13 protein-coding genes are annotated in these 18,100 nt (G+C 65.9%); 5 read left to right on the forward strand and 8 right to left on the reverse strand.

The genetic code is table 11. The annotated features are described in order from the left end of the window. Window positions 1–4: 4 nt before the first annotated feature. The gene (gene uvrB / locus KA712_13920; GenBank protein MCG5054056.1) at window positions 5–2,032 is read right to left on the reverse strand and encodes an excinuclease ABC subunit UvrB; all 2,028 of its coding nucleotides are present in this window, start codon (window positions 2,030–2,032) and stop codon (window positions 5–7) included. Window positions 2,033–2,086: 54 nt separating this feature from the next. Between uvrB and thiE the strand changes: the two genes are divergently transcribed. Further along, a complete protein-coding gene (thiE, locus tag KA712_13925; protein MCG5054057.1) occupies window positions 2,087–2,746 on the forward strand; it encodes a thiamine phosphate synthase in 660 nt (219 codons plus the stop codon). Here the strand turns inward: thiE and pstB are convergent. The 6 genes from pstB to KA712_13955 form a co-directional block, all read right to left on the reverse strand. After that, window positions 2,722–3,465: a phosphate ABC transporter ATP-binding protein PstB gene (pstB, locus tag KA712_13930; GenBank protein ID MCG5054058.1), complete on the reverse strand. Its 744-nt coding sequence runs from the start codon at window positions 3,463–3,465 to the stop codon at window positions 2,722–2,724. The genes thiE and pstB overlap by 25 nt on opposite strands. A gap of 60 nt (window positions 3,466–3,525) precedes the next feature. Then, window positions 3,526–4,452: a phosphate ABC transporter permease PstA gene (gene pstA / locus KA712_13935; protein MCG5054059.1), complete on the reverse strand. Its 927-nt coding sequence runs from the start codon at window positions 4,450–4,452 to the stop codon at window positions 3,526–3,528. After that, complete coding sequence (gene pstC / locus KA712_13940) at window positions 4,449–5,459, reverse strand: phosphate ABC transporter permease subunit PstC (GenBank protein ID MCG5054060.1); 1,011 nt, start codon at window positions 5,457–5,459, stop codon at window positions 4,449–4,451. The genes pstA and pstC overlap by 4 nt, the downstream gene beginning before the upstream one ends. Window positions 5,460–5,667: 208 nt before the next feature. Next, the gene (locus KA712_13945) at window positions 5,668–6,540 is read right to left on the reverse strand and encodes a phosphate ABC transporter substrate-binding protein (GenBank protein ID MCG5054061.1); all 873 of its coding nucleotides are present in this window, start codon (window positions 6,538–6,540) and stop codon (window positions 5,668–5,670) included. A 171-nt stretch (window positions 6,541–6,711) separates the two neighbouring features. After that, window positions 6,712–7,416, reverse strand: a complete 705-nt coding sequence (locus KA712_13950) for a response regulator transcription factor (protein MCG5054062.1) — start codon at window positions 7,414–7,416, stop codon at window positions 6,712–6,714. 71 nt (window positions 7,417–7,487) lie between these two features. Further along, window positions 7,488–10,943, reverse strand: a complete 3,456-nt coding sequence (locus tag KA712_13955) for a pyruvate carboxylase (protein ID MCG5054063.1) — start codon at window positions 10,941–10,943, stop codon at window positions 7,488–7,490. Between the two features lie 128 nt (window positions 10,944–11,071). Here KA712_13955 and KA712_13960 point away from each other — a divergent pair, with 128 nt between their 5' ends. Together KA712_13960 and KA712_13965 are read left to right on the forward strand one after the other, a co-directional pair. Beyond that, window positions 11,072–12,232: a hypothetical protein gene (locus tag KA712_13960; GenBank protein MCG5054064.1), complete on the forward strand. Its 1,161-nt coding sequence runs from the start codon at window positions 11,072–11,074 to the stop codon at window positions 12,230–12,232. Between the two features lie 102 nt (window positions 12,233–12,334). Further along, entirely contained in the window at window positions 12,335–13,948 is a 1,614-nt protein-coding gene (locus tag KA712_13965) for a hypothetical protein (GenBank protein ID MCG5054065.1), read from the forward strand. 79 nt (window positions 13,949–14,027) lie between these two features. On the opposite strand, the gene KA712_13970 is transcribed toward KA712_13965, so the two are convergent. Beyond that, a complete protein-coding gene (locus KA712_13970) occupies window positions 14,028–16,031 on the reverse strand; it encodes a cytochrome-c peroxidase (protein ID MCG5054066.1) in 2,004 nt (667 codons plus the stop codon). A gap of 237 nt (window positions 16,032–16,268) precedes the next feature. On the opposite strand from KA712_13970, the gene KA712_13975 reads away from it, so the two are divergent. Both KA712_13975 and proC read left to right on the forward strand, forming a co-directional pair. After that, a complete protein-coding gene (locus KA712_13975) occupies window positions 16,269–17,117 on the forward strand; it encodes an endonuclease VIII (protein MCG5054067.1) in 849 nt (282 codons plus the stop codon). Between the two features lie 79 nt (window positions 17,118–17,196). Beyond that, entirely contained in the window at window positions 17,197–18,015 is an 819-nt protein-coding gene (gene proC, locus KA712_13980; GenBank protein ID MCG5054068.1) for a pyrroline-5-carboxylate reductase, read from the forward strand. Window positions 18,016–18,100 lie beyond the last annotated feature (85 nt).

Consider the following 18,100-nt stretch of genomic DNA (forward strand, 5'->3'; position numbering starts at 1 on the left):
GTGCTCAGGAAAGTTCGACCAGGCGATCTTCGAGCAGCTTGATCTGGTCTCTGACCGCAGCGGCCTTCTCGAATTCGAGCGCCTCGGCGAGGCGGTGCATGTCCTTGCGTAGCTTGTCGAGGGCTTTGGGGATCTCGCCGAGGGGCAGGTCGAGGGGGCTTGCGTGGCGCTTACGCCCCTTGTCGCGCCCGCGCGGAGGTGCCCCTTTTCCAAGGTCGTAAAAGTCGTCGAGGGCCGTGCCCGCGAGTTCTTCGATGGCCTTGCTGACCGTCTGTGGGGTAATGCCATGTTCCTCGTTGTACGCCTGCTGAAGGGCCCGACGGCGTTGCGTCTCACCGATGGCTTTCCTCATCGACTCGGTCTCGCGGTCGGCGTACATGATGACCTTGCCCCGCACGTTGCGGGCGGCGCGGCCGATGGTCTGAATGAGTGAACGCTCGGCACGGAGGAAGCCCTCCTTGTCGGCGTCGAGAATGGCGACCAACGAGACCTCGGGCAGATCGAGTCCTTCCCGCAACAAGTTGATGCCCACGAGCACGTCGAACTCGCCGAGGCGAAGCTCGCGCAAGATCTCGATGCGCTCGAGGGTATCTATATCCGAGTGCAGGTAGCGCACGCGGATGCCGAGCTCCGTGAGGTATTCGGTGAGATCCTCGGCCATGCGCTTGGTCAGCGTGGTGACGAGCACACGATCTTTCATCTCGACACGGGTCCGAATCTCGCCAACGAGATCGTCTACCTGGGTTCCGACCGGGCGCACCTCGATCTGGGGATCCAGAAGACCCGTGGGCCGAATGATCTGCTCCACCACGATGCCCTCGGCTTGTTCAAGCTCGTACTCACCCGGTGTGGCCGAGACGTACACACATTGGCGCGCGCGCTCCCGCCACTCCTCGAACTTGAGAGGTCTGTTGTCGAGCGCCGAAGGCAGACGAAACCCAAACGACACCAGCGTTTCCTTGCGCGCCCGATCGCCCTTGAACATCGCGCCGATCTGCGGAATCGTCTGGTGCGACTCGTCGACGACCATCAGGAAGTCCTTCGGAAAGTAATCGATCAGTGTGGGGGGAGGGTCGCCCGCGCCTCGGCCTGACAGGTGCCGGGAGTAGTTCTCGATGCCCTTGCAGCGCCCCATCTGTTCGAGCATCTCGAGATCGTACATCGTGCGCTGCTCGAGGCGTTGGGCCTCGACGAGCTTGTTGTCTCGTTTGAGGTCAACGAGCGCTTCGCGCAGCTCTTCCCGGATGCCGCGCATGGCGCGGGTCAGCTGCTCTGCCGGTGTCACGTAGTGCGAGCCTGGGAAGATCGAGACCTCCTCGAGCTTGCGCAGGACGCGTCCCCGCAGCGGGTCCACCTCGGAGATGGATTCGATCTCGTCGCCCCACCACTCGATGCGGATGGCCTTCTCCCTTTCGTAGGCCGGGAAGATCTCGACGACGTCTCCTCGCACACGGAAGGTGCCGCGCGAAAAATCGAGGTCGTTGCGGTCGTACTGGATTTCGACGAGGCGCCTCAGCACGGCGTCGCGGCGGACCTCGACGCCCGTTTCGAGATCCACCTTCATGCCGAGGTAGGCCTCGGCGGCACCGATGCCGTAGATGCACGAGACCGAGGCCACGATGAGCGCGTCACGACGGGTGAGCAACGCGAAGGTCGCCGCGTGGCGCATCCGGTCGATCTCCTCGTTGATGAGCGAGTCCTTCTCGATGTATGTGTCCGTGGAGGGGACGTAGGCCTCGGGCTGGTAGTAGTCGTAGTAGCTGACGAAGTAGTGGACGGCGTTGTCGGGGAAGAGGTTCCTGAACTCGAGGTAGAGCTGATGCGCCAGGGTCTTGTTGTGCGCGATCACCAGGGTGGGGCGCTGGATGGCGGCGACCACGTTGGCCATCGTGAAGGTCTTGCCGCTGCCCGTGATACCCAAAAGGACCTGTGCGGCATCGCCGCGCGTGACGCCTTCGATGAGCTCCCCGATGGCGCGGGGCTGGTCACCCCGGGGGGACAGGGAGGTCTGCAGACGAAAGGGCGTGGGCATCAGGTCTCGCTTTCGACGGCCCCGACGGGCGGGTCGGTGAAGTAGTGTACGCGGATGTTGCACGGTTTCTATGCGATCCTCGACCTCTCACCGCACCTCGTGCTCGGGGGTGCATCGGCAATTGAACGAGCGGCTCGGAACCTGCTTGCCGCAAAACCCTGTGTTCTGCAGTTGAGAGCGAAGAGCGCCACCGCGGCCGAGATGCTGGCGGTGGCCGAGCAGGTGGCGCCTCTCTGCCAGGAGGCGGAGGTTCCCTTTTGCGTCAACGACCGCCTCGACGTGGCCATGGCCGTGGGCGCCGACGCCGTGCACCTCGGACAAGACGATCTGCCCCTGGGCGCCGCCCGCGCGGTCCTGAAACGCCAGGGCTTCCCGATGCGCATCGGGGTGTCGACCCACGATCGGGCCCAGGCCCGGCGCGCAGCCTCCGAAGGCGCTGACTACATCGGCTTTGGACCCGTCTTTCCCACGCAGTCCAAGCTGAATCCGGATCCCGTCGTGGGCCTCGAAGCCCTGCGGGCCGTGGTGCAGGAGGTGACGGTACCTGTGGTGGCGATCGGCGGCATCACGCTCGCGTCCCTGACGTCCGTGGTGGCGAGCGGCGCCGCGGCCGCTGCCGTCATCTCAGCCGTATCCGCCCATTCTGATCCTCGTTGGGCGGGCCAACAGGTGCAGGCGGCGTTCGGGGTTCAGCCGAAACGGCCGGTGATGTAGTCTTCCGTGCGCTGCTGGCTGGGCTTGGTGAACAAGATCTCGGTCTTGTCGAACTCGATGAGATCACCCATGTAGAAGAACGCGCAGTAGTCGGAGACGCGCGCGGCCTGTTGCATGTTGTGAGTCACGATGATCACCGTGTAGTCGTCCGCCAGCTCGTGGATGAGCTCTTCGATGTGCGCGGTGGCGATGGGATCCAGCGCCGAGGCTGGCTCATCCATCAGAAGCACCTCGGGTTCGACCGCCAGCGCGCGGGCGATGCAGAGCCGCTGCTGCTGGCCACCCGAGAGGCCAAGGGCGCTGTCCGAAAGGCGATCCTTCACTTCGTCCCAGAGCGCGGCGTGCTTCAGGGCACGTTCAACGCGCCCCGCGATTTCGCTGTTGTCCTTGATGCCGCCGATGCGGAGCCCATAGGCCACGTTCTCGAAGATTGATTTCGGGAAAGGGTTCGAGCGCTGAAACACCATGCCGATGCGTCGGCGCACCGAAACCGCGTCGATGCCCGCGCCGTAGATGGCGTCACCGTCGAGCCGAATGTCGCCTGTGACGCGACAACCCGGAATCAACTCGTTCATCCGGTTTATCGATCGCAAGAAGGTGGACTTGCCACAGCCCGAAGGACCGATGAGCGAAGTCACGTGCTTCTCTGGCAGATCCAGAGAAATGGGGCCGATGGCCTTCTTCTCTCCGTAAAAGACCGAGAGCTCTTTTACGGTCATCTTGGCGGGAGGGGTCTCTTCCGTACTCATGGGCGCGGCCGTCTCTTTATCAGGGTTAGTCTAGTGGGCGCCGGAGATTCGTCGCCGCATCCTCGCGCGCACCACCACGGCAGCGAGGTTGAGCGCGAAGGTGAGCGCCAAAAGTGCAGCCACGGTGGCGTAGAGTAACGGTTTGGTGGCGTCCACGTTCGGAGACTGGGTGGCCAACGTGTAGACGTGGTTCCCGAGATGCATGAACTGCGACGACAAGTTGTCCGGAAGCGTGGGAAGGAAGTAAGCGACGCCTGTGAACATGATGGGTGCCACCTCGCCAGCACCGCGGCTGATCGCCAGGATCGTCCCGGTCAAAATGCCGGGTGCAGCCTGCGGCACCACCACCCGAAAGATGGTCTGAAATTTCGTTGCGCCGAGCGCGAGGGACGCTTCTCGCAGGTCGCGCGGGATGGCCCTCAAGGCTTCCTCGGTGGCCACGATCACTACCGGCAAGGTGAGCACTGCCATGGTCAGCGACGCCCAGATGAGCGCGGGCTGGGCATAGATCTTTTCGCCTCCGAAGAAGACATCGTCCACCGCGGGGCCGACGAACTGAACGAAAAAACCAAGCCCAAACAGACCGAACACGATCGAGGGAACACCTGCGAGGTTGTTGACCGCGACACGTATGGCGCGGGTGAACTTCGAGCTGGAGGCGGCGTACTCGCTCAGGTAGATCGCGGTCGCCACGCCCACCGGCACGACGGCCACGGTCATGAGCAGCACGAGGGCCACCGTTCCGATGAGAGCGGGGAAAATGCCCCCTTCGGTCATGCCCTGCCGGGGGGATTCGAAGAAGAAGCCCAGCGACAGCTTGGGCCAGCCGTGCACCAACACGTCCGTCACGATGAGGAAGAGAACCGTCAGAATCAGCAACGTGGCGAGCCCGGTCGCAATCTTGAGGGACGCGTCGGCAGCCAGGTGCCTTCCGCTGCGCCTGAAGGGCGCGGTCATGCCGACACTCCGAGCTTACGCTTCATGCGCTGAATCACGAGATCACCCGAGAAGTTCACGAGGCCCGTCACCACGAAGAGAAAGGCGCCCAAGAAGAAAAGGATGGTGTAGTGAGCGCCGCCGAAGACGACCTCGGCGAGCTCTGCGGCGATTGTGGCCGGGATGGTCCGCACCGAATCCGCGAGGCTGGCTGTCAAAAGGGACGCGTTGCCAGAGGCCATGAGCACGATCATGGTCTCGCCCACCGCACGGCCAAGACCCAGCGCGACGCCGGCAGCGATGCCGGGGCTGGCCGCGGGCACCACCACGCGCAGCACGGTTTGCCATCGTGCAGCGCCCAGAGCGGTCGATGCCTCGACGAAGCTGCGTGGGACGGCGCGGAACGCCTCCTCCGAGATGGTGAACACCACGGGAACGACCGCGAAGGCCAGAGCCACGCCGGCGACCAAGGCGTTGAGTCGAGACTCGAGGCCGAGCCAGGATTGGAACACGCTCGCCATCACGATGAGGGCGAAAAAGCCCAGAACCACCGAAGGAATGGCGGCCAGCATTTCGATGGCGGGCTTGACCACCTCGCGCACACGGTTGGCCGCGAATTGGGAGACGTACAGCGCGCCTCCCACCGCCAAGGGCACGCCCACCAGCATCGCCACCAGCGTCACCTTGAGGCTACCCACGATGAGAGGCCACACGCTGAACTTCGGTACATCGGAGACGGGTTGCCAAATGTAGGCCGCTTCGTCGTAACCCGGCCACAACTGCGGGGTCCACATTTGTCCGAGGGTGACCTCCTCGTGAACGAGGGGGCTCCACAGAAGCGGCAGAGCTTCCTTGGCCACGAAGAGGAAGATGAGAGCCACGGCGCCAATGGCCGAAAAGGCCATGACCTTGAGCAGCACCTCGGCTGCGGCATGCCAGCGGGGCGGGCGCTTGAGATGGAGCGCCTGCGGACGGGCCATCTCCCCGACACGGCTGGGCGTGCTGGTTGAGGGCGCCGCCGCCTCCATGGCGTTGACGCCACCTAGGGTACCGCCTTCGGTTGACACGGCTGAAATAAACCAGGCTGCGGTGGAACCTGTGTGCCTGCTCTGTGACATCTGCGTGACAGAACCGATACTTCTGGGCCAGGCCCCAGGCGATCTCCTTCCCCGTCGCTGGAACCGACGGAAGGAGGGCCGAACGCGCCGCTGCGATCCGGCCCCGCTGCGGGCAGCGTCAGAGTACGGGGAAGTAACCCACGTCAGCCACCAGAGACTGCCCCTGCTTGCTGAGGACCCAGTCGATGAACGGCTTCACCGAGCCTCCGGGAGGCTTCGCGAGATAGAAGAAGAGGGGCCGGGACAGCGGGTAGCTGCCGTCACGCACGGTGTCTTCCGAGACGGACACGGCGGGACTGCCCTCGTCTTTTTTGACCTTGAGCACCTTGATGCCCTCGGCGTATGCCGCACCCCCGTAGCCAATCGCGTTGTTCTCCTTCGCCACGGCATTGACGACCGACGCGGTGCCCGGCATGGTCTGGGCCTTGGCGGCGAAGTCGGCGCTCTCGAGTACGTGTTCCTTGAAGAAGACGTAGGTGCCAGAGCTGTTCTCCCGGGAATACACGATGATGGGCGCGTCCGCGCCACCGAGCTCTTTCCAGTTCGTCACCTTGCCGGTGAAGATCTGGTTGAGCTGCGGCACCGAGATCTCTTCCATCGGATTTGTTGCGTTGACGTAAACGGCCAAGCCATCTTTGGCCACCGGAATCTCGACCGGCTCACGGGAGGTTTTCTCCTTCAGCATGGTTGTTTCTTTGCCCTTGATCTGGCGCGACGCCTGGCAAATGTCGGTGGTGCCGTTGATGAGCGCGCTGATGCCGGTACCCGAGCCGCCCCCGGTCACCTGCACCACCGCGCCCGGGTGGCCCTTCATGTAGACCTCGGCCCACCGCTGTCCCAGCGTGACCATGGTGTCGGAGCCCTTGATCGTGATCGGTTTGCCGGCCGCTTCGGATCCGCTCCCGCCTTGGCCCGCGCGCGGCTTGCAGCCCGCGAGGGCGGCGAGGGCCATCAGCGCGAGCAGAGTGACGTTCTTCGAGCGGGTCTCCATGAAAATCTCCTGAGTGAGCGCGGAAGGCTAAGGCCAGCGACCGGAAGAGTGTGGGACGTGCTCGCGAAAATACGAGCCCTTTCGTGCGGCATCACGGTAGTTGCGGATTGTGACGTTCCTGTGCCAAGCCCGAAAATTCTGACGGGGCGCTCCGCAGCCCCATCCGCGCGGTCAGGCCTCGGGGGGCCGCTCGAGAAAGCGATAGCCCACGCCCCGCACCGTTTCGATGTAGTCGCCCGCCAGGCCCAACTTTTCGCGGAGGCGCTTGACGTGAGTGTCTACCGTCCGGGTGGCCATGTCCTCGCTGGCCCCCCAGACCTCGTCGAGCAGCGTCGCACGCGACTGCACGCGGTTCCGGCGATCGAAGAGGGTGCAGAGCAGCCGGAACTCGAGGGCCGTCAGGGTGACCTCCTGGCCGCCCACCCACACGCGGTAGGCCTCCCGGTCGATGGTGAGCTTGCCGAACCGGGTCGTGGCGCCGCTCAACACGGGCTCGGGCGTCGAGGGCTGCTGGCGCCGCAGGATGACCTGCAGGCGCAGCATCAACTCCCTCGTGCTGTAGGGCTTGACGACATAGTCGTCTGCGCCCAACTCGAAGCCCACGACCCGGTCGATTTCCTCGCCCTTGGCCGTGACCATCACCACGGGGATGCTTTTCGTCTCCGCGTCACTCTTGAGAGAGCGGCAGACGTCGAGCCCCGAAACGTCGGGCAGCATGAGGTCGAGCAGCACGAGGTCGGGCTGATGTTCGCGCGCCAAGGCGAGCACGGCCGCCCCATCGTTCGAGACCAACACCTCGTGGCCGGCGGCCCTGAGATTGTAAGTCAGAACGTCTTGTAGGTCCTTTTCGTCTTCAACGACCAAGATGCGGGCCATGGGCCTTCCGAACGCGTTTTAGCGAACCTGAACGATAGGGCAAATCGATTCTCGACGATCTTGTCATCAGTTTACTTGAACACCACCAGAAGGTCGCCGCCGTCCACACGATCCCGCGCCTTGACCGCAATCTCCTTGATGACCCCCGCAAGAGGGCTGGCCACGGTCATCTCCATTTTCATGGCCTCGAGCACGACCAACTTGTCGCCCTCTGCCACCGCGTCACCAGGATTTACCTTGACCTCGATGACGGTGCCGGGCATCGGTGCGCCGAGATGATGCAAGTTGCTGGGGTCGGCCTTGGGGCGTACGGCCCGCTCGATGCCCAGCGTTTGGTCGAACACCTGCACCTCGCGCGGGTGCCCATTGAGCTCGAAGAACACGGTGCGCATGGCGTGCTCGTTGGGCTCACTGATGGCCACCAACTTGATGAACAGGGTCTTGCCCTTTTCGATCTCGATCTCGGCCTCTTCGCCGACGCGCAGCCCGTAGAACATCACGTCGGTGGGCACCACGGAGACATCGCTGAAGGCCTTGCGGAACTCGGCGAAGTCCGTGAAGACCTTCGGGTACATGAGATAAGACAGCACGTCTCTGTCCGAAGCCGGGCGCCCCGTTTTCTTCTCCACCTCGGTGCGCGTCGTTTCGAGATCGATGGGGGGCAGGCTGTCACCGGGTCGCCCTTCTTTGACGGGGCGCCCCTTGAGAACCACCTGGCGCAGAGGTTCGGGGAAGCCTCCCGGGGGCTGTCCGATCTCGCCCGCGAAGTACCCGATCACGGATTCAGGGAACGAGAGGTCTTTGCCACGCTCCACGAGATCTTGGGCGGTGAGGTTGTTCGTGAGCATGAACAGCGCCAGGTCGCCCACGATCTTCGACGACGGGGTCACTTTGACGATGTCCCCCAGGATCTCGTTGACCACCGCATACATGCGCTTGAGCTCGGGCAAGCGATGTCCCAGGTTCATGGCTTCGGCCTGAGGTCTCAGGTTGCTGTACTGGCCCCCGGGTATCTCGTGGATGTAGACGTCGGCCGAGCTTGCCTTGAGACCGCTCTCGAACGCGGCGTAGTAGTTGCGAACTTCTTCCCAGTAATACGTGAAGTTGACGAGGGTGTCGAAGTCGAGCTTCGTGTCCCGCTCCTGGAACGCGAGCGCTGCAACCACGGATTCCAAGTTTGGTTGAGATGTGAGCGAGGAGAGCGCGCCAAAGGCCGCGTCCACCACGTCCACACCGGACTCGGCCGCGAAGAGCAGCGTGCCAGCTTGAATGCCGGCGGTGTCGTGCGTGTGCAGGTGAATGGGCAGGCCCACCTCGTCCTTGAGGGCCTTGACGAGGCGCCGCGCGGCGTAAGGCCGGAGCAAGCCAGCCATGTCCTTGATGCCAAGGATGTTGGCGCCCGCCTTCTCGAGCTCCTTGGCCATGTTCACGTAGTACGTGAGGTCGTAGCGCGAGCGCTTCGGGTCATCGATGTTGCCCGTGTAACAGATCGCTGCCTCGGCGAGCGCCCCCGCGTTGCGCACCATCTCGACGGCGGGCAAAATGCCGGGCAGCCAGTTGAGCGAATCGAAGATGCGAAAGATGTCGATGCCACCGGCCGCGGCCTGCTTCACGAAGGCCTCGACGACGTTATCGGGGTAGTTCGTGTAGCCCACGGCATTTGCGCCCCGCAGGAGCATCTGGAAAAGCACGTTCGGGATCTGGACCCTCAGCAGATCGAGTCTCTCCCAGGGATCTTCGTGCAAAAAGCGCATGGCCACGTCGAAGGTGGCACCGCCCCACATTTCGAGGGAGAACAAGCCGCTTAGCTGTCGCGCCACTGCGGGCGCCACGCGGGTCATATCATGGGTGCGAAGCCGCGTGGCGAGTAGCGACTGGTGGGCGTCGCGGAACGTGGTGTCCGTGAGCAACAGCGGCTTTTGCTCTCGCATCCACGCGCTGAAGCGCTCCGAGCCCAGCGTCTTCCACAGGTCGCGGCTGCCCTGCGGAATGGGGGCGTCGGGGTCGTAAGCGGGAACCACCGGCTTGCGCAGGAGCGCAGGCTTGGATTTGCCCTTGATCTCGGGATTGCCGTTGACGCTCACCTCGCCCACGAACTGCAGCAGCTTGGTGGCGCGATCGAAGCGCTCGGGGAACTCCAGCAGCTCTGGTGTATCGTCGATGAAGGTGGTGGTGGCTTCGCCCGCGCGGAACTTCGGGTGCTTGAGCACGTTGCGCAGGAAGGGAATGTTCGTCTTCACGCCGCGGACGCGCCACTCGGCGAGGGCGCGCTCCATCTTGCGGCAGGCGTCGTCGTAGGTGAGGCCCTGCGCGCAGACTTTGACGAGCAAGGAATCGTAGTACGGGGTGATTTCGGCGCCGGAAAACGCCACGCCGGCGTCGAGGCGAATGCCGAAGCCCGCGGCCGAGCGATAGTGGCTGATGCGGCCGTAGTCGGGGATGAAGCCGTTCGCGGGATCTTCGGTGGTGATGCGGCTTTGGATGGCGAAGCCCCGCACCGAAACGGCTGCCTGCGCGGGGAGGCCGATCTCCCGGCTGGCAAGGGGGTGACCCTCGGCGATGCGAATCTGCGACTTCACGATGTCGATGCCCGTGACCATCTCGGTCACGGTGTGCTCGACCTGAACACGGGGGTTCATCTCGATGAAGTAGGGGCGACCCGCCTTGTCGACGAGGAACTCCACCGTTCCGGCGTTGACGTAGCCGCTGGCCGAGGCCAAGCGCACGGCGTCTTCACAGAGCCGATCGCGCAGGGCCGGGTCGAGCCGCGGCGAGGGCGCGATCTCCACGACTTTTTGGTGACGGCGCTGGATGGAGCAGTCGCGTTCGTAAAGGTGCACCACGCTGCCGTGGGCGTCCGCCAGCACCTGAACTTCGATGTGCTTGGGGCTCTCGACGTATTTTTCGAGGAAAATGTCGCCGCGCCCAAACGCCGCCCGCGCTTCGCGCCCGGCTTGTTCGAGGAAGGCGCGCAGCTCGCCGTCGTGGCGGCACACGCGCATGCCACGCCCACCCCCGCCGAACGAGGCCTTCAAGATGACGGGGTAGCCGATCTCCGCCGCCAGCCTGGATGCGGTGTCGGCGTCCGGCAGCGGCTCGTCGGTGCCGGGCACCACGGGGATGTTCAGCGCCTGGGCACATTTGCGGGCGGCGGTTTTGTCGCCCATGAGCTCCAGCACCGAGGCCGGCGGCCCGATGAACACGATGCCCGCGTCGGCGCAGGCCCGGGCAAAATCGGCGTTCTCCGAGAGAAAGCCGTACCCGGGGTGGATCGCGTCCGCACCGTTGCGTCGCGCGATGGCCACGATGCCCTCGATGTCGAGGTAAGCCTTGAGGGGTTCCAGCCTCTCGTCGAGGGGGTAAGTTTCGTCGGCTTTGTAGCGGTGAAGGGCGGCGCGGTCCTCTTTGCTGAAGACGCCCAACGTGCGGATACCGAGCTCGGAACACGCGCGGAAGATGCGGATGGCGATCTCGCTGCGGTTCGCCACGAGCACGCGCTGGAATTGACGAGGACCGGTGGAATCCATTTTGTGGTAGTGCCTGAAATGTTTGGTGATTCGCCGCAGCCTCGGGCACCCTGCCCGCGACGCCTCGGCCCGCGTGACCTGACGCGGAAGTCTAACCCCAAACCTGCCTCCGCTTGATGGAAAGCCTCGTGAAAATACAGCCCGATCCCGCGTGCCGCGCCTGGTTTGCCGTGGCGAGCCCGGGTCTCGAGGACGCGGTGGCCCGCGAGGTCGAGCGGGTCCTGCCAGGCTGTGCCTTCTTTCCGGAAAAGGGGGGCGTTTTGGTGTCGGCGCGGGTTGAGCAGGTGCGGCGGGCCTTGCCGCTCCTGAGGGTGACCGCGCGGCTTTGGCAGCGCGTGGCGCAGACGCGGGGGCGCGCGTTCGGCGAGCTCGAGCGGAAGTGGGCCGCGCTGCCATGGGAGGCGTACATGCGGGCGGGGCAGTCGGTGCGCATCGACGTGACCACGCACCGCTGTCGCCTGCACCACACGGGGGCCCTCCGTGAGCGCCTGCTCGACGCCCTTGGCAAACGCCTCGGCCAGCCGTGCACGCTCCTGCGCGACACGGACGACGCCAACAGCCACGAACCGGCTGCGGAGGCCCGGCCGGCCGCGCGGCTCCTGGTTCGGGGGGAACAGGACGCGTTCGAGCTCAGCGTCGACGCCGGGGGTGACACGCTGGCCTTTCGCGGGTACCGCCTGGAGATCGGCAAGGCGCCGCTGCGCGAGACCTTGGCGGCTGGCCTGCTTCACCTTGCGGGCTGGACGCCGGCAGAGCCTCTCGTCGACCCGATGTGCGGCGCGGGTACGATCCCCATCGAAGCGGCCTTGCTCGGGGTGGACCGAACGCAGGCCCGCTTTGCGATGGACGACTGGCCGAGCATGACGCCCCGGGCGCCTGTGATGACGCAGGCCCCCGCGGCCGGGGCCGGGCTGGTGTTGGGCTGCGATCGGGATCCGCAGATGGTCGACAAGGCCCGACGCAACGCCGCGCGCGCCGGAGCGGACACCCTGCGCTTCGAGGCGCAAACCTTCGAGGCGCTCGCGCCCCCGGCCCCCTCGGGCTTGCTGCTGTTCAATCCACCCTACGGCCACCGCCTCGGCGGGCCAAGCGCCGTGACGAGGCAATGGCGGGACCTCGCAAAGACCCTGGCCCTGCGGTGGCAGGGGTGGCGGGCTGGTGTTTTGGTGCCCCAAGGCACCCGGCTCGAGGCGCCCGGGCTGCGCACGGTGCGCGACCACCCGCTCAAAAACGGAGGTCTCCCGGTCTCGCTGCTCGAGCTGGCGATCGGCCCGGGCGCGGGGCCCTGAGCGCGCAGGCGCGAGGGTCTCCTCGGACGGTTCACGGTGGGGCCCCGAGCGCGCAGCTGCCAGGTCGTTGCCCTGCGGGCGCCTGGCGTGCAGTATCCCCGCATGAACGGGGCGCCCCCGATCGGCTTTACGTTGAGCCCCGCCGCCAAGTGGCTGCTGGGCTTTGGCGTTTTTTGTTTCTTCATGCTGACGGGCAGCCGGGAGCGGCCGTGGGCCGACGCCACCCCCATGTACGAGGTGGCCGACGCGATCGTGAACCGCGGTGAACTCCACATCGCGACAGCCTGGCCCGAGGATCTGCACGAAGGGCGGGGCGGCAAGATCTACGCGATCGCCCCCCTGCTCCAGTCCCTGCAGCACGTTCCCGGCGTCTTCATCCGCAAGGCGCTCGTTTCCTTGTGGCCTGGCACCTATGAGCTGTCGTGGCCCTTCGCCGCGCACGTGGGGCCCGCCGCGCTGGGGGCGCTCACGGTGGTGCTGTTTCTGGCGCTCGTGCGGCTGTGGGGTGCGAGCCTGCGCGCCGCCCTGGTCATGGGGGCCGCTTTGGCGGTGGGCACGATGCTGTGGGTCTACGCCCGATCTTCGTACTCCGAGTGCCTGCAGGCGGCCTGCTTCACGTGGCTCGCCGTCGAGGTGACGCGGGTTGGTGGGGGTGAGCTTTCGCGCCGCCGCGCGTTGGCGCTGGGCGCCGCCGCCGGGCTCTTGGTGAACGCGAAGAGCGTCTACGCCCTGGCGCTCGGGGGGGCCGCCGCTTACCTGCTGGTGCGGCTGTGGCCGCGGCGTGCGGCGCTGGCCCGGTTGGTGGGCACCAGCCTCTTTACCTTCGTGCCTCTCGTAGCCCTCTTGCCTCTTTACAACTGGCTGCGCTGGGAGTCGCCCTGGCATGCGGGCTACAACCTCGACATCCCCGTCTTCGAGGAGCGGCTGCTGATGGGGCTTTGGGGGCTCTTCCTGTCGCCAGGGAAAAGTGTGTTCGTTTACTGCCCGCCTTTGCTTCTCTCGGTGGTGGCTCTGCCGCGCCTCTGGCGAACAATCCCTGCCCTCGGCCTGCTGACGATCGGCTTGGTGGGGCCGGTGCTCGCGCTTTACGGGAAGATGCTTTACTGGAGCGGCGACTACGCCTGGGGGCCCCGCTACCTGCTTTTTGCGGTGCCGCTGCTCCTCGTGCCCGGCACCCTGTGGCTCGACGATGCATGGCAGGTGGCCTCCGCGCGGGTGCGGCGGTTGCGGCTTGCCGGCGCGGCCCTGGTGGTGGCCTGTGGGGTGTTCGTGTCGTTCCTGGGCAGTGCGTTTTATTGGGACCACTTCATCCGCATTAGCCAGCAAGCTCGGCGCGACTGGCTCGGGTCACCCGATCGTTCCGGGGCGCCCACCCCGGAGGTGGACGGGCTCTGCGGCGCCTGCTTCGAGGACACGCATCAGCTTCACTGGTTGCCCCCCTTCCATCCCGTGGAAGGGCACTCCTGGTTGTTGCGGCATGCCTGGGCAGGGAGCGACGCAAAGGCCGCCCTCGCGGACGCACCCTGGGTTCGCTACACCCGCAAGCCGCTTGCCGCCGAAAGAGCCTTCGCGCGCGTGCGCTTCGACTGGTGGCCCCTCACGTTCTTCGACCGCGGCCGCGGCGGCATGGCCGTGGTTCTCGGTGCCTGGTTCGTGTTCGGCATGGCCGTGGTGGGTTTCATGCTGCCCCCGAGGCTCAGGCAAACACGACCCTGAGAGGACCTCGAGGGCCCAAACGAAAACGGCCGGAGCCCGAAGGCCCCGGCCGCATCGCGGGGTGTGCTTTTGCCCAGGTCTACAGGGTTTCCATGAAGGAAACCAGGTCGTCGAGCTGGGTCGCCGAAAGGTGCGACGTGATACCGTGCTTGTCTCCGCCGCCACAGGAAGGATCGAAGCGCTCCCGGAGCGTCTTTGCACAGCCGGTGTGCATGAACGGCGCGTGCTCGGCGATGCCCCTGAGGGACGGGACCTGGACCGCGCGACCCGTGCCCACGTCGAAGGTCTGGTTGTTCGAGAGCCGATCACCGCCGTGACAGGTGGCGCAGCCCACCTTGGCATCGTTGAAGAGCAGGCGGCCGCGTTCCACGGCAGCCAGGTCCGCGGGGTGGCTTGCCGCAACCGGCGCCAGTTTGTCCATGAAGCGGGCGAGCGCGTTCACGTGAGGCGTGTCGAGGGAGGGGCCTTGCATGCGCCCGTTGAACACTTCATGCATCAGCGTGCTGAGGTCCTTCATGTCGCCGTCCCAGTGAAAGGGCGCCGTTTGGGAGATCTGGCCCACCCGCAGCGTTTGCGTGCGCCGCATGCCCAGCGTCTCGAAGGCCCACACGCGCCCGTCGTCGCCGCCCTCGGGGTGGCAGCTGGCGCAGGCCAAGCCCGCATTCGTGGCCATGTGAAACACCTCAACGCCACTATCGGCGCGGGACTCCTTCGATAAAGAGATGTCGCCGCCATTCGGCCCAAGGATCGTGAGCACCGCGGGCTCGCGCGACTGCACGACCAAACGCCCCTCCTGGTCGAAGGCCACGGCCACGGGGTGCTTGTTCGCCACGGCCTCGACCGGATCGGGCGCGGGCAGTGTGACGTCGCCACCGCCGCCTTGTCCGCCACCCCCGCCCTGTCCGCCACTGCCGCCTTGTCCATCGGGGGCGGTGTCTGCCGGGTCCAAAGGAAGGTCGGGTGCGCCGGGGGGCACGCAGTCGCCAACGAGGAGGTCGACGTCGGTGCGCATCACGGACGTCTCGCGCGCCATTTTCCCCCCGTTGCCCGCGAAGACCATGGCCACCTGATGTCCGCCGGGCGAGACCGCCACGTCCACGGGGAGGGTCCCGAACATGACCTGACCCGAGGTGTGCACAGCTCCGTCTTTGTCCACCGTGGTGATGGCAGCTGCGATGGCCCCACCGCACACCCCGCCGCCGTAGCCGCCCGGCGTGAGGCTGAGGGGGCCGTTGCTGGCCTCCTGGTGGATCATGACGAGACCCCCGTCGCCCGTTTCGCGTAGCCGCCACGCCACGCCCGGATCCGCGGCGCGGGGCGTTTCTCGCAGTTGGCTGTCAGGCGTTTTGAAGAACCCCGGTTGTGTCGAAGCGGTGCTTCCCGGGGCGGCCGTCCGCCCCAGGACCTTGCCGTCGCTGGGATCCACGGTGAGCATTTCGGCGGAGCGGAAGCGGGACACCACCAGGCGCCCCCCCATGACGGCCACGTCGCGGAGGTCACGATCGAGCTTGAACACACGTGTGGTGCCCCCGGATGCGGACGCCAGCTGGACGAGCTCACCGCCGGCGCACGCCACCCACAGCGCGCGGCCATCGAACGCGACCCCGCGCGGGGCCGGGCAGACCTGCCGAGACCCGGCCACCGCCCAGGTGCCCGCTTGCAGGGTGAGCAGCGTGCCGGCGTTTCGCAGCACCACGTGGACCTGGCCCTCGGCGTCTTCCACGGCCCGCCCGGGTTCGCTGCCCGGGGTGAGAGGGATGGTGGCCAGCAGCTGCTTCGTGCGTACGTCGGCCACGAAGACCTTGTCGCGATCGGGATCGGCGGCCACGGCCGTGTGCCCGTCACGAAGCATGAGCAAGGTGCCGCCCGAGATCGGGGGGGGCACCACGTTCGCCTGGACCACGTCCCCGAGGTCGGGCTGGTCGGGCGCCCCGATGGGGGGACCGGGCGGCTGGGCAGGCTCGTCCCCGGGGGACGGCAGCGGCGCGCTGCCAGAGCAGGCCGCGAGGGACAGCCCGATGCCCCCCACCAGAACCAGGGACTGACGACCGACGAACCGCAACCTGGTGGCGAGAGCGCGCATGCGCTGACCATCCATCCTGAAACCACGTGGCGCCATGAGACCTCCGAGGACAAACTGAGCCAAAGAAAAAGGTGCCCTCAGTTTCCTCCATGCGGCACAGACTTGGCAAGCAGTGCAGGTCATTCGATTAACAAGTATCTGGGGGTCTTGCGAAACGCACCGCGTAACCGCCAAAGCTGTTCATTGCTCGATCCGGCGGGGCCACTGAGACCGTGGAGCCCCCAAAAGGAGCGCTAAGTGCCTGAACTTCCTGACCTCGTATACGTAGAACGCCAGCTGCGCGATCAGGTGCAGGGGGCCGTGGTGCAGTCCGTGGCGGTGGGAGATCCGACGCCGCTTCGCATTATGACATCAGGCAGTTTTTCAACGCAGCTCGAGGGCAAGCGCCTCGAAACAATCGATAGGCGAGGTCACTTTCTTCGCTTTGGCTTCTCCCAAGACCTGGTTATGGTGGTGAACGCGATGCTGGTGGGCCGCTACACGCTGGGGCCCGGACCCGCGGCCAAGCCGCCGAAGAGCCTGGTGTTCGCCCTGCGCTTCGAGGGCGGGCAGGAGCTCCGCTATCTCGACGCCAAGCGCATGGGCAAGGTGTACTTGACCCTCTGCGCCGACGAAGCCTCGATCCCCGGCTACGGGGAGCTGGGAATGGAGGTGCTTTCGGAGGATTTCACGCGCGAGCGCTTCTCGAGCTTGGTGAAGGGCCGAAGGGAGCAAGTGCGCACCTTCCTCATGGACAAGCGCACCTTGGCCTCGATCGGCAATGCGTACGCGGACGAGATCCTCTTTGCGGCCGGTCTTCACCCCAAGACCTTCTGCTACCAGCTGAGCGACGAGGATCGTTTTCGGCTTTACGACAGCATCCGGGCCACGCTCGTACATGCCATCAATCACATCGCGCAGGTGGGGCCGGACGTGTCGGAGAAGCTCCGGGACTTTTTGAAGGTGCGCGGACGTTCCGGACAGCCCTGCGAGGTGTGCGGGACCACGCTTCGGTCGGTGCGGGTGGGCCCGGCAGACGCCGACTTCTGCCCACGCTGCCAGCCGGCCCGGCGCGCGCTGTTCATCGATTGGTCCCGCACGTCCTGATCCGATCCGTGGGCTTTCCCGTGCTTTCGGCGCGACATGGCTTTACGCGACGGGGGCTTTCGGACACGATCCGGCCGCGATGCTCGAAGGAAACAAGATTTTGGGGTTCATCGGCTGCGGCACCATGGGCGAAGCCATCATGCGTGGGGTTCTGCGGGCTGGGGCGCTGACCCCCGCGCAGGTGCAAGGCGCCGACCGCTACAAAAAGACCGCTGACGCCGTGGCGGAACGTCATGGCGTGCGGACCACCACCGACGCCGAAGAGGTGGCACGGCTCGCGTCGGTCGTGGTGGTGGCCGTGAAACCGCAAACGATGAAGGACGCGCTCGACACGGAGGGCATGCGCAAGGCGCTCGCCGGCAAGCTGGTCATCAGCGTGGCGGCGGGCGTGCGGGTCGAGCAAATCGCTGCGTGGCTTCCGGGCATCGCGATCATCCGGGCCATGCCGAACACCCCGGCGTTGATTGGGGAGGGCATGACGGCGCTGGCGCGGGGCTTGGGGGTCACCGACGCGCAGATCGCTCTCGCCATGGAGATCTTCCAGGCGTGCGGACGCTGCGTGGAGATCGACGAAAAGAACATGGACGTGGTGACCGCGCTCAACGGCAGCGGGCCTGCCTTCGTGTACCTGATGCTGGAATCGCTGGCCGATGGGGCCGTGATGATGGGGATGCGGCGCGACGTTGCCTTCCAGATGGCGGCGCAGATGTTCCAGGGCTCGGCGCGCATGGTGCTCGAAACGGGCCTGCACCCGGCGGCCTTGAAGGACCAGGTCACCACGCCGGGCGGTTGCACGATCGCGGGGCTGTTGACGCTGGAAGATGGCCGCATCCGCAGCGTGCTCGCGCGGGCCGTGGAGGAAGCCACGCGGGTAGCCGGCGGACTCGGTAACAAATAGCGTCCGTGCCCCAAGGAGACGGCCAAGCTCGCCCAGGCGGCCCCGGGTGGAGATCGAAGTGACGAGGCAGGGGTTTTTGCCCGGG

Source organism: Myxococcales bacterium (assembly GCA_022184915.1).
Classification (GTDB): Bacteria; Myxococcota_A; Polyangia; order Fen-1088; family Fen-1088; genus JAGTJU01.

What these genes read in the sequence shown, in the direction of transcription:
- uvrB (MCG5054056.1), bottom strand. Translation starts at nt 2,032, where the DNA reads ATGCCCACGCCCTTTCGTCTGCAGACCTCCCTGTCCCCCCGGGGTGAC.
- pstC (MCG5054060.1), bottom strand. Translation starts at nt 5,459, where the DNA reads ATGGAGGCGGCGGCGCCCTCAACCAGCACGCCCAGCCGTGTCGGGGAG.
- pstA (MCG5054059.1), bottom strand. Translation starts at nt 4,452, where the DNA reads ATGACCGCGCCCTTCAGGCGCAGCGGAAGGCACCTGGCTGCCGACGCG.
- pstB (MCG5054058.1), bottom strand. Translation starts at nt 3,465, where the DNA reads ATGACCGTAAAAGAGCTCTCGGTCTTTTACGGAGAGAAGAAGGCCATC.
- thiE (MCG5054057.1), top strand. Translation starts at nt 2,087, where the DNA reads ATGTTGCACGGTTTCTATGCGATCCTCGACCTCTCACCGCACCTCGTG.
- KA712_13965 (MCG5054065.1), top strand. Translation starts at nt 12,335, where the DNA reads ATGAACGGGGCGCCCCCGATCGGCTTTACGTTGAGCCCCGCCGCCAAG.
- KA712_13955 (MCG5054063.1), bottom strand. Translation starts at nt 10,943, where the DNA reads ATGGATTCCACCGGTCCTCGTCAATTCCAGCGCGTGCTCGTGGCGAAC.
- KA712_13945 (MCG5054061.1), bottom strand. Translation starts at nt 6,540, where the DNA reads ATGGAGACCCGCTCGAAGAACGTCACTCTGCTCGCGCTGATGGCCCTC.
- proC (MCG5054068.1), top strand. Translation starts at nt 17,197, where the DNA reads ATGCTCGAAGGAAACAAGATTTTGGGGTTCATCGGCTGCGGCACCATG.
- KA712_13970 (MCG5054066.1), bottom strand. Translation starts at nt 16,031, where the DNA reads ATGCGCGCTCTCGCCACCAGGTTGCGGTTCGTCGGTCGTCAGTCCCTG.
- KA712_13950 (MCG5054062.1), bottom strand. Translation starts at nt 7,416, where the DNA reads ATGGCCCGCATCTTGGTCGTTGAAGACGAAAAGGACCTACAAGACGTT.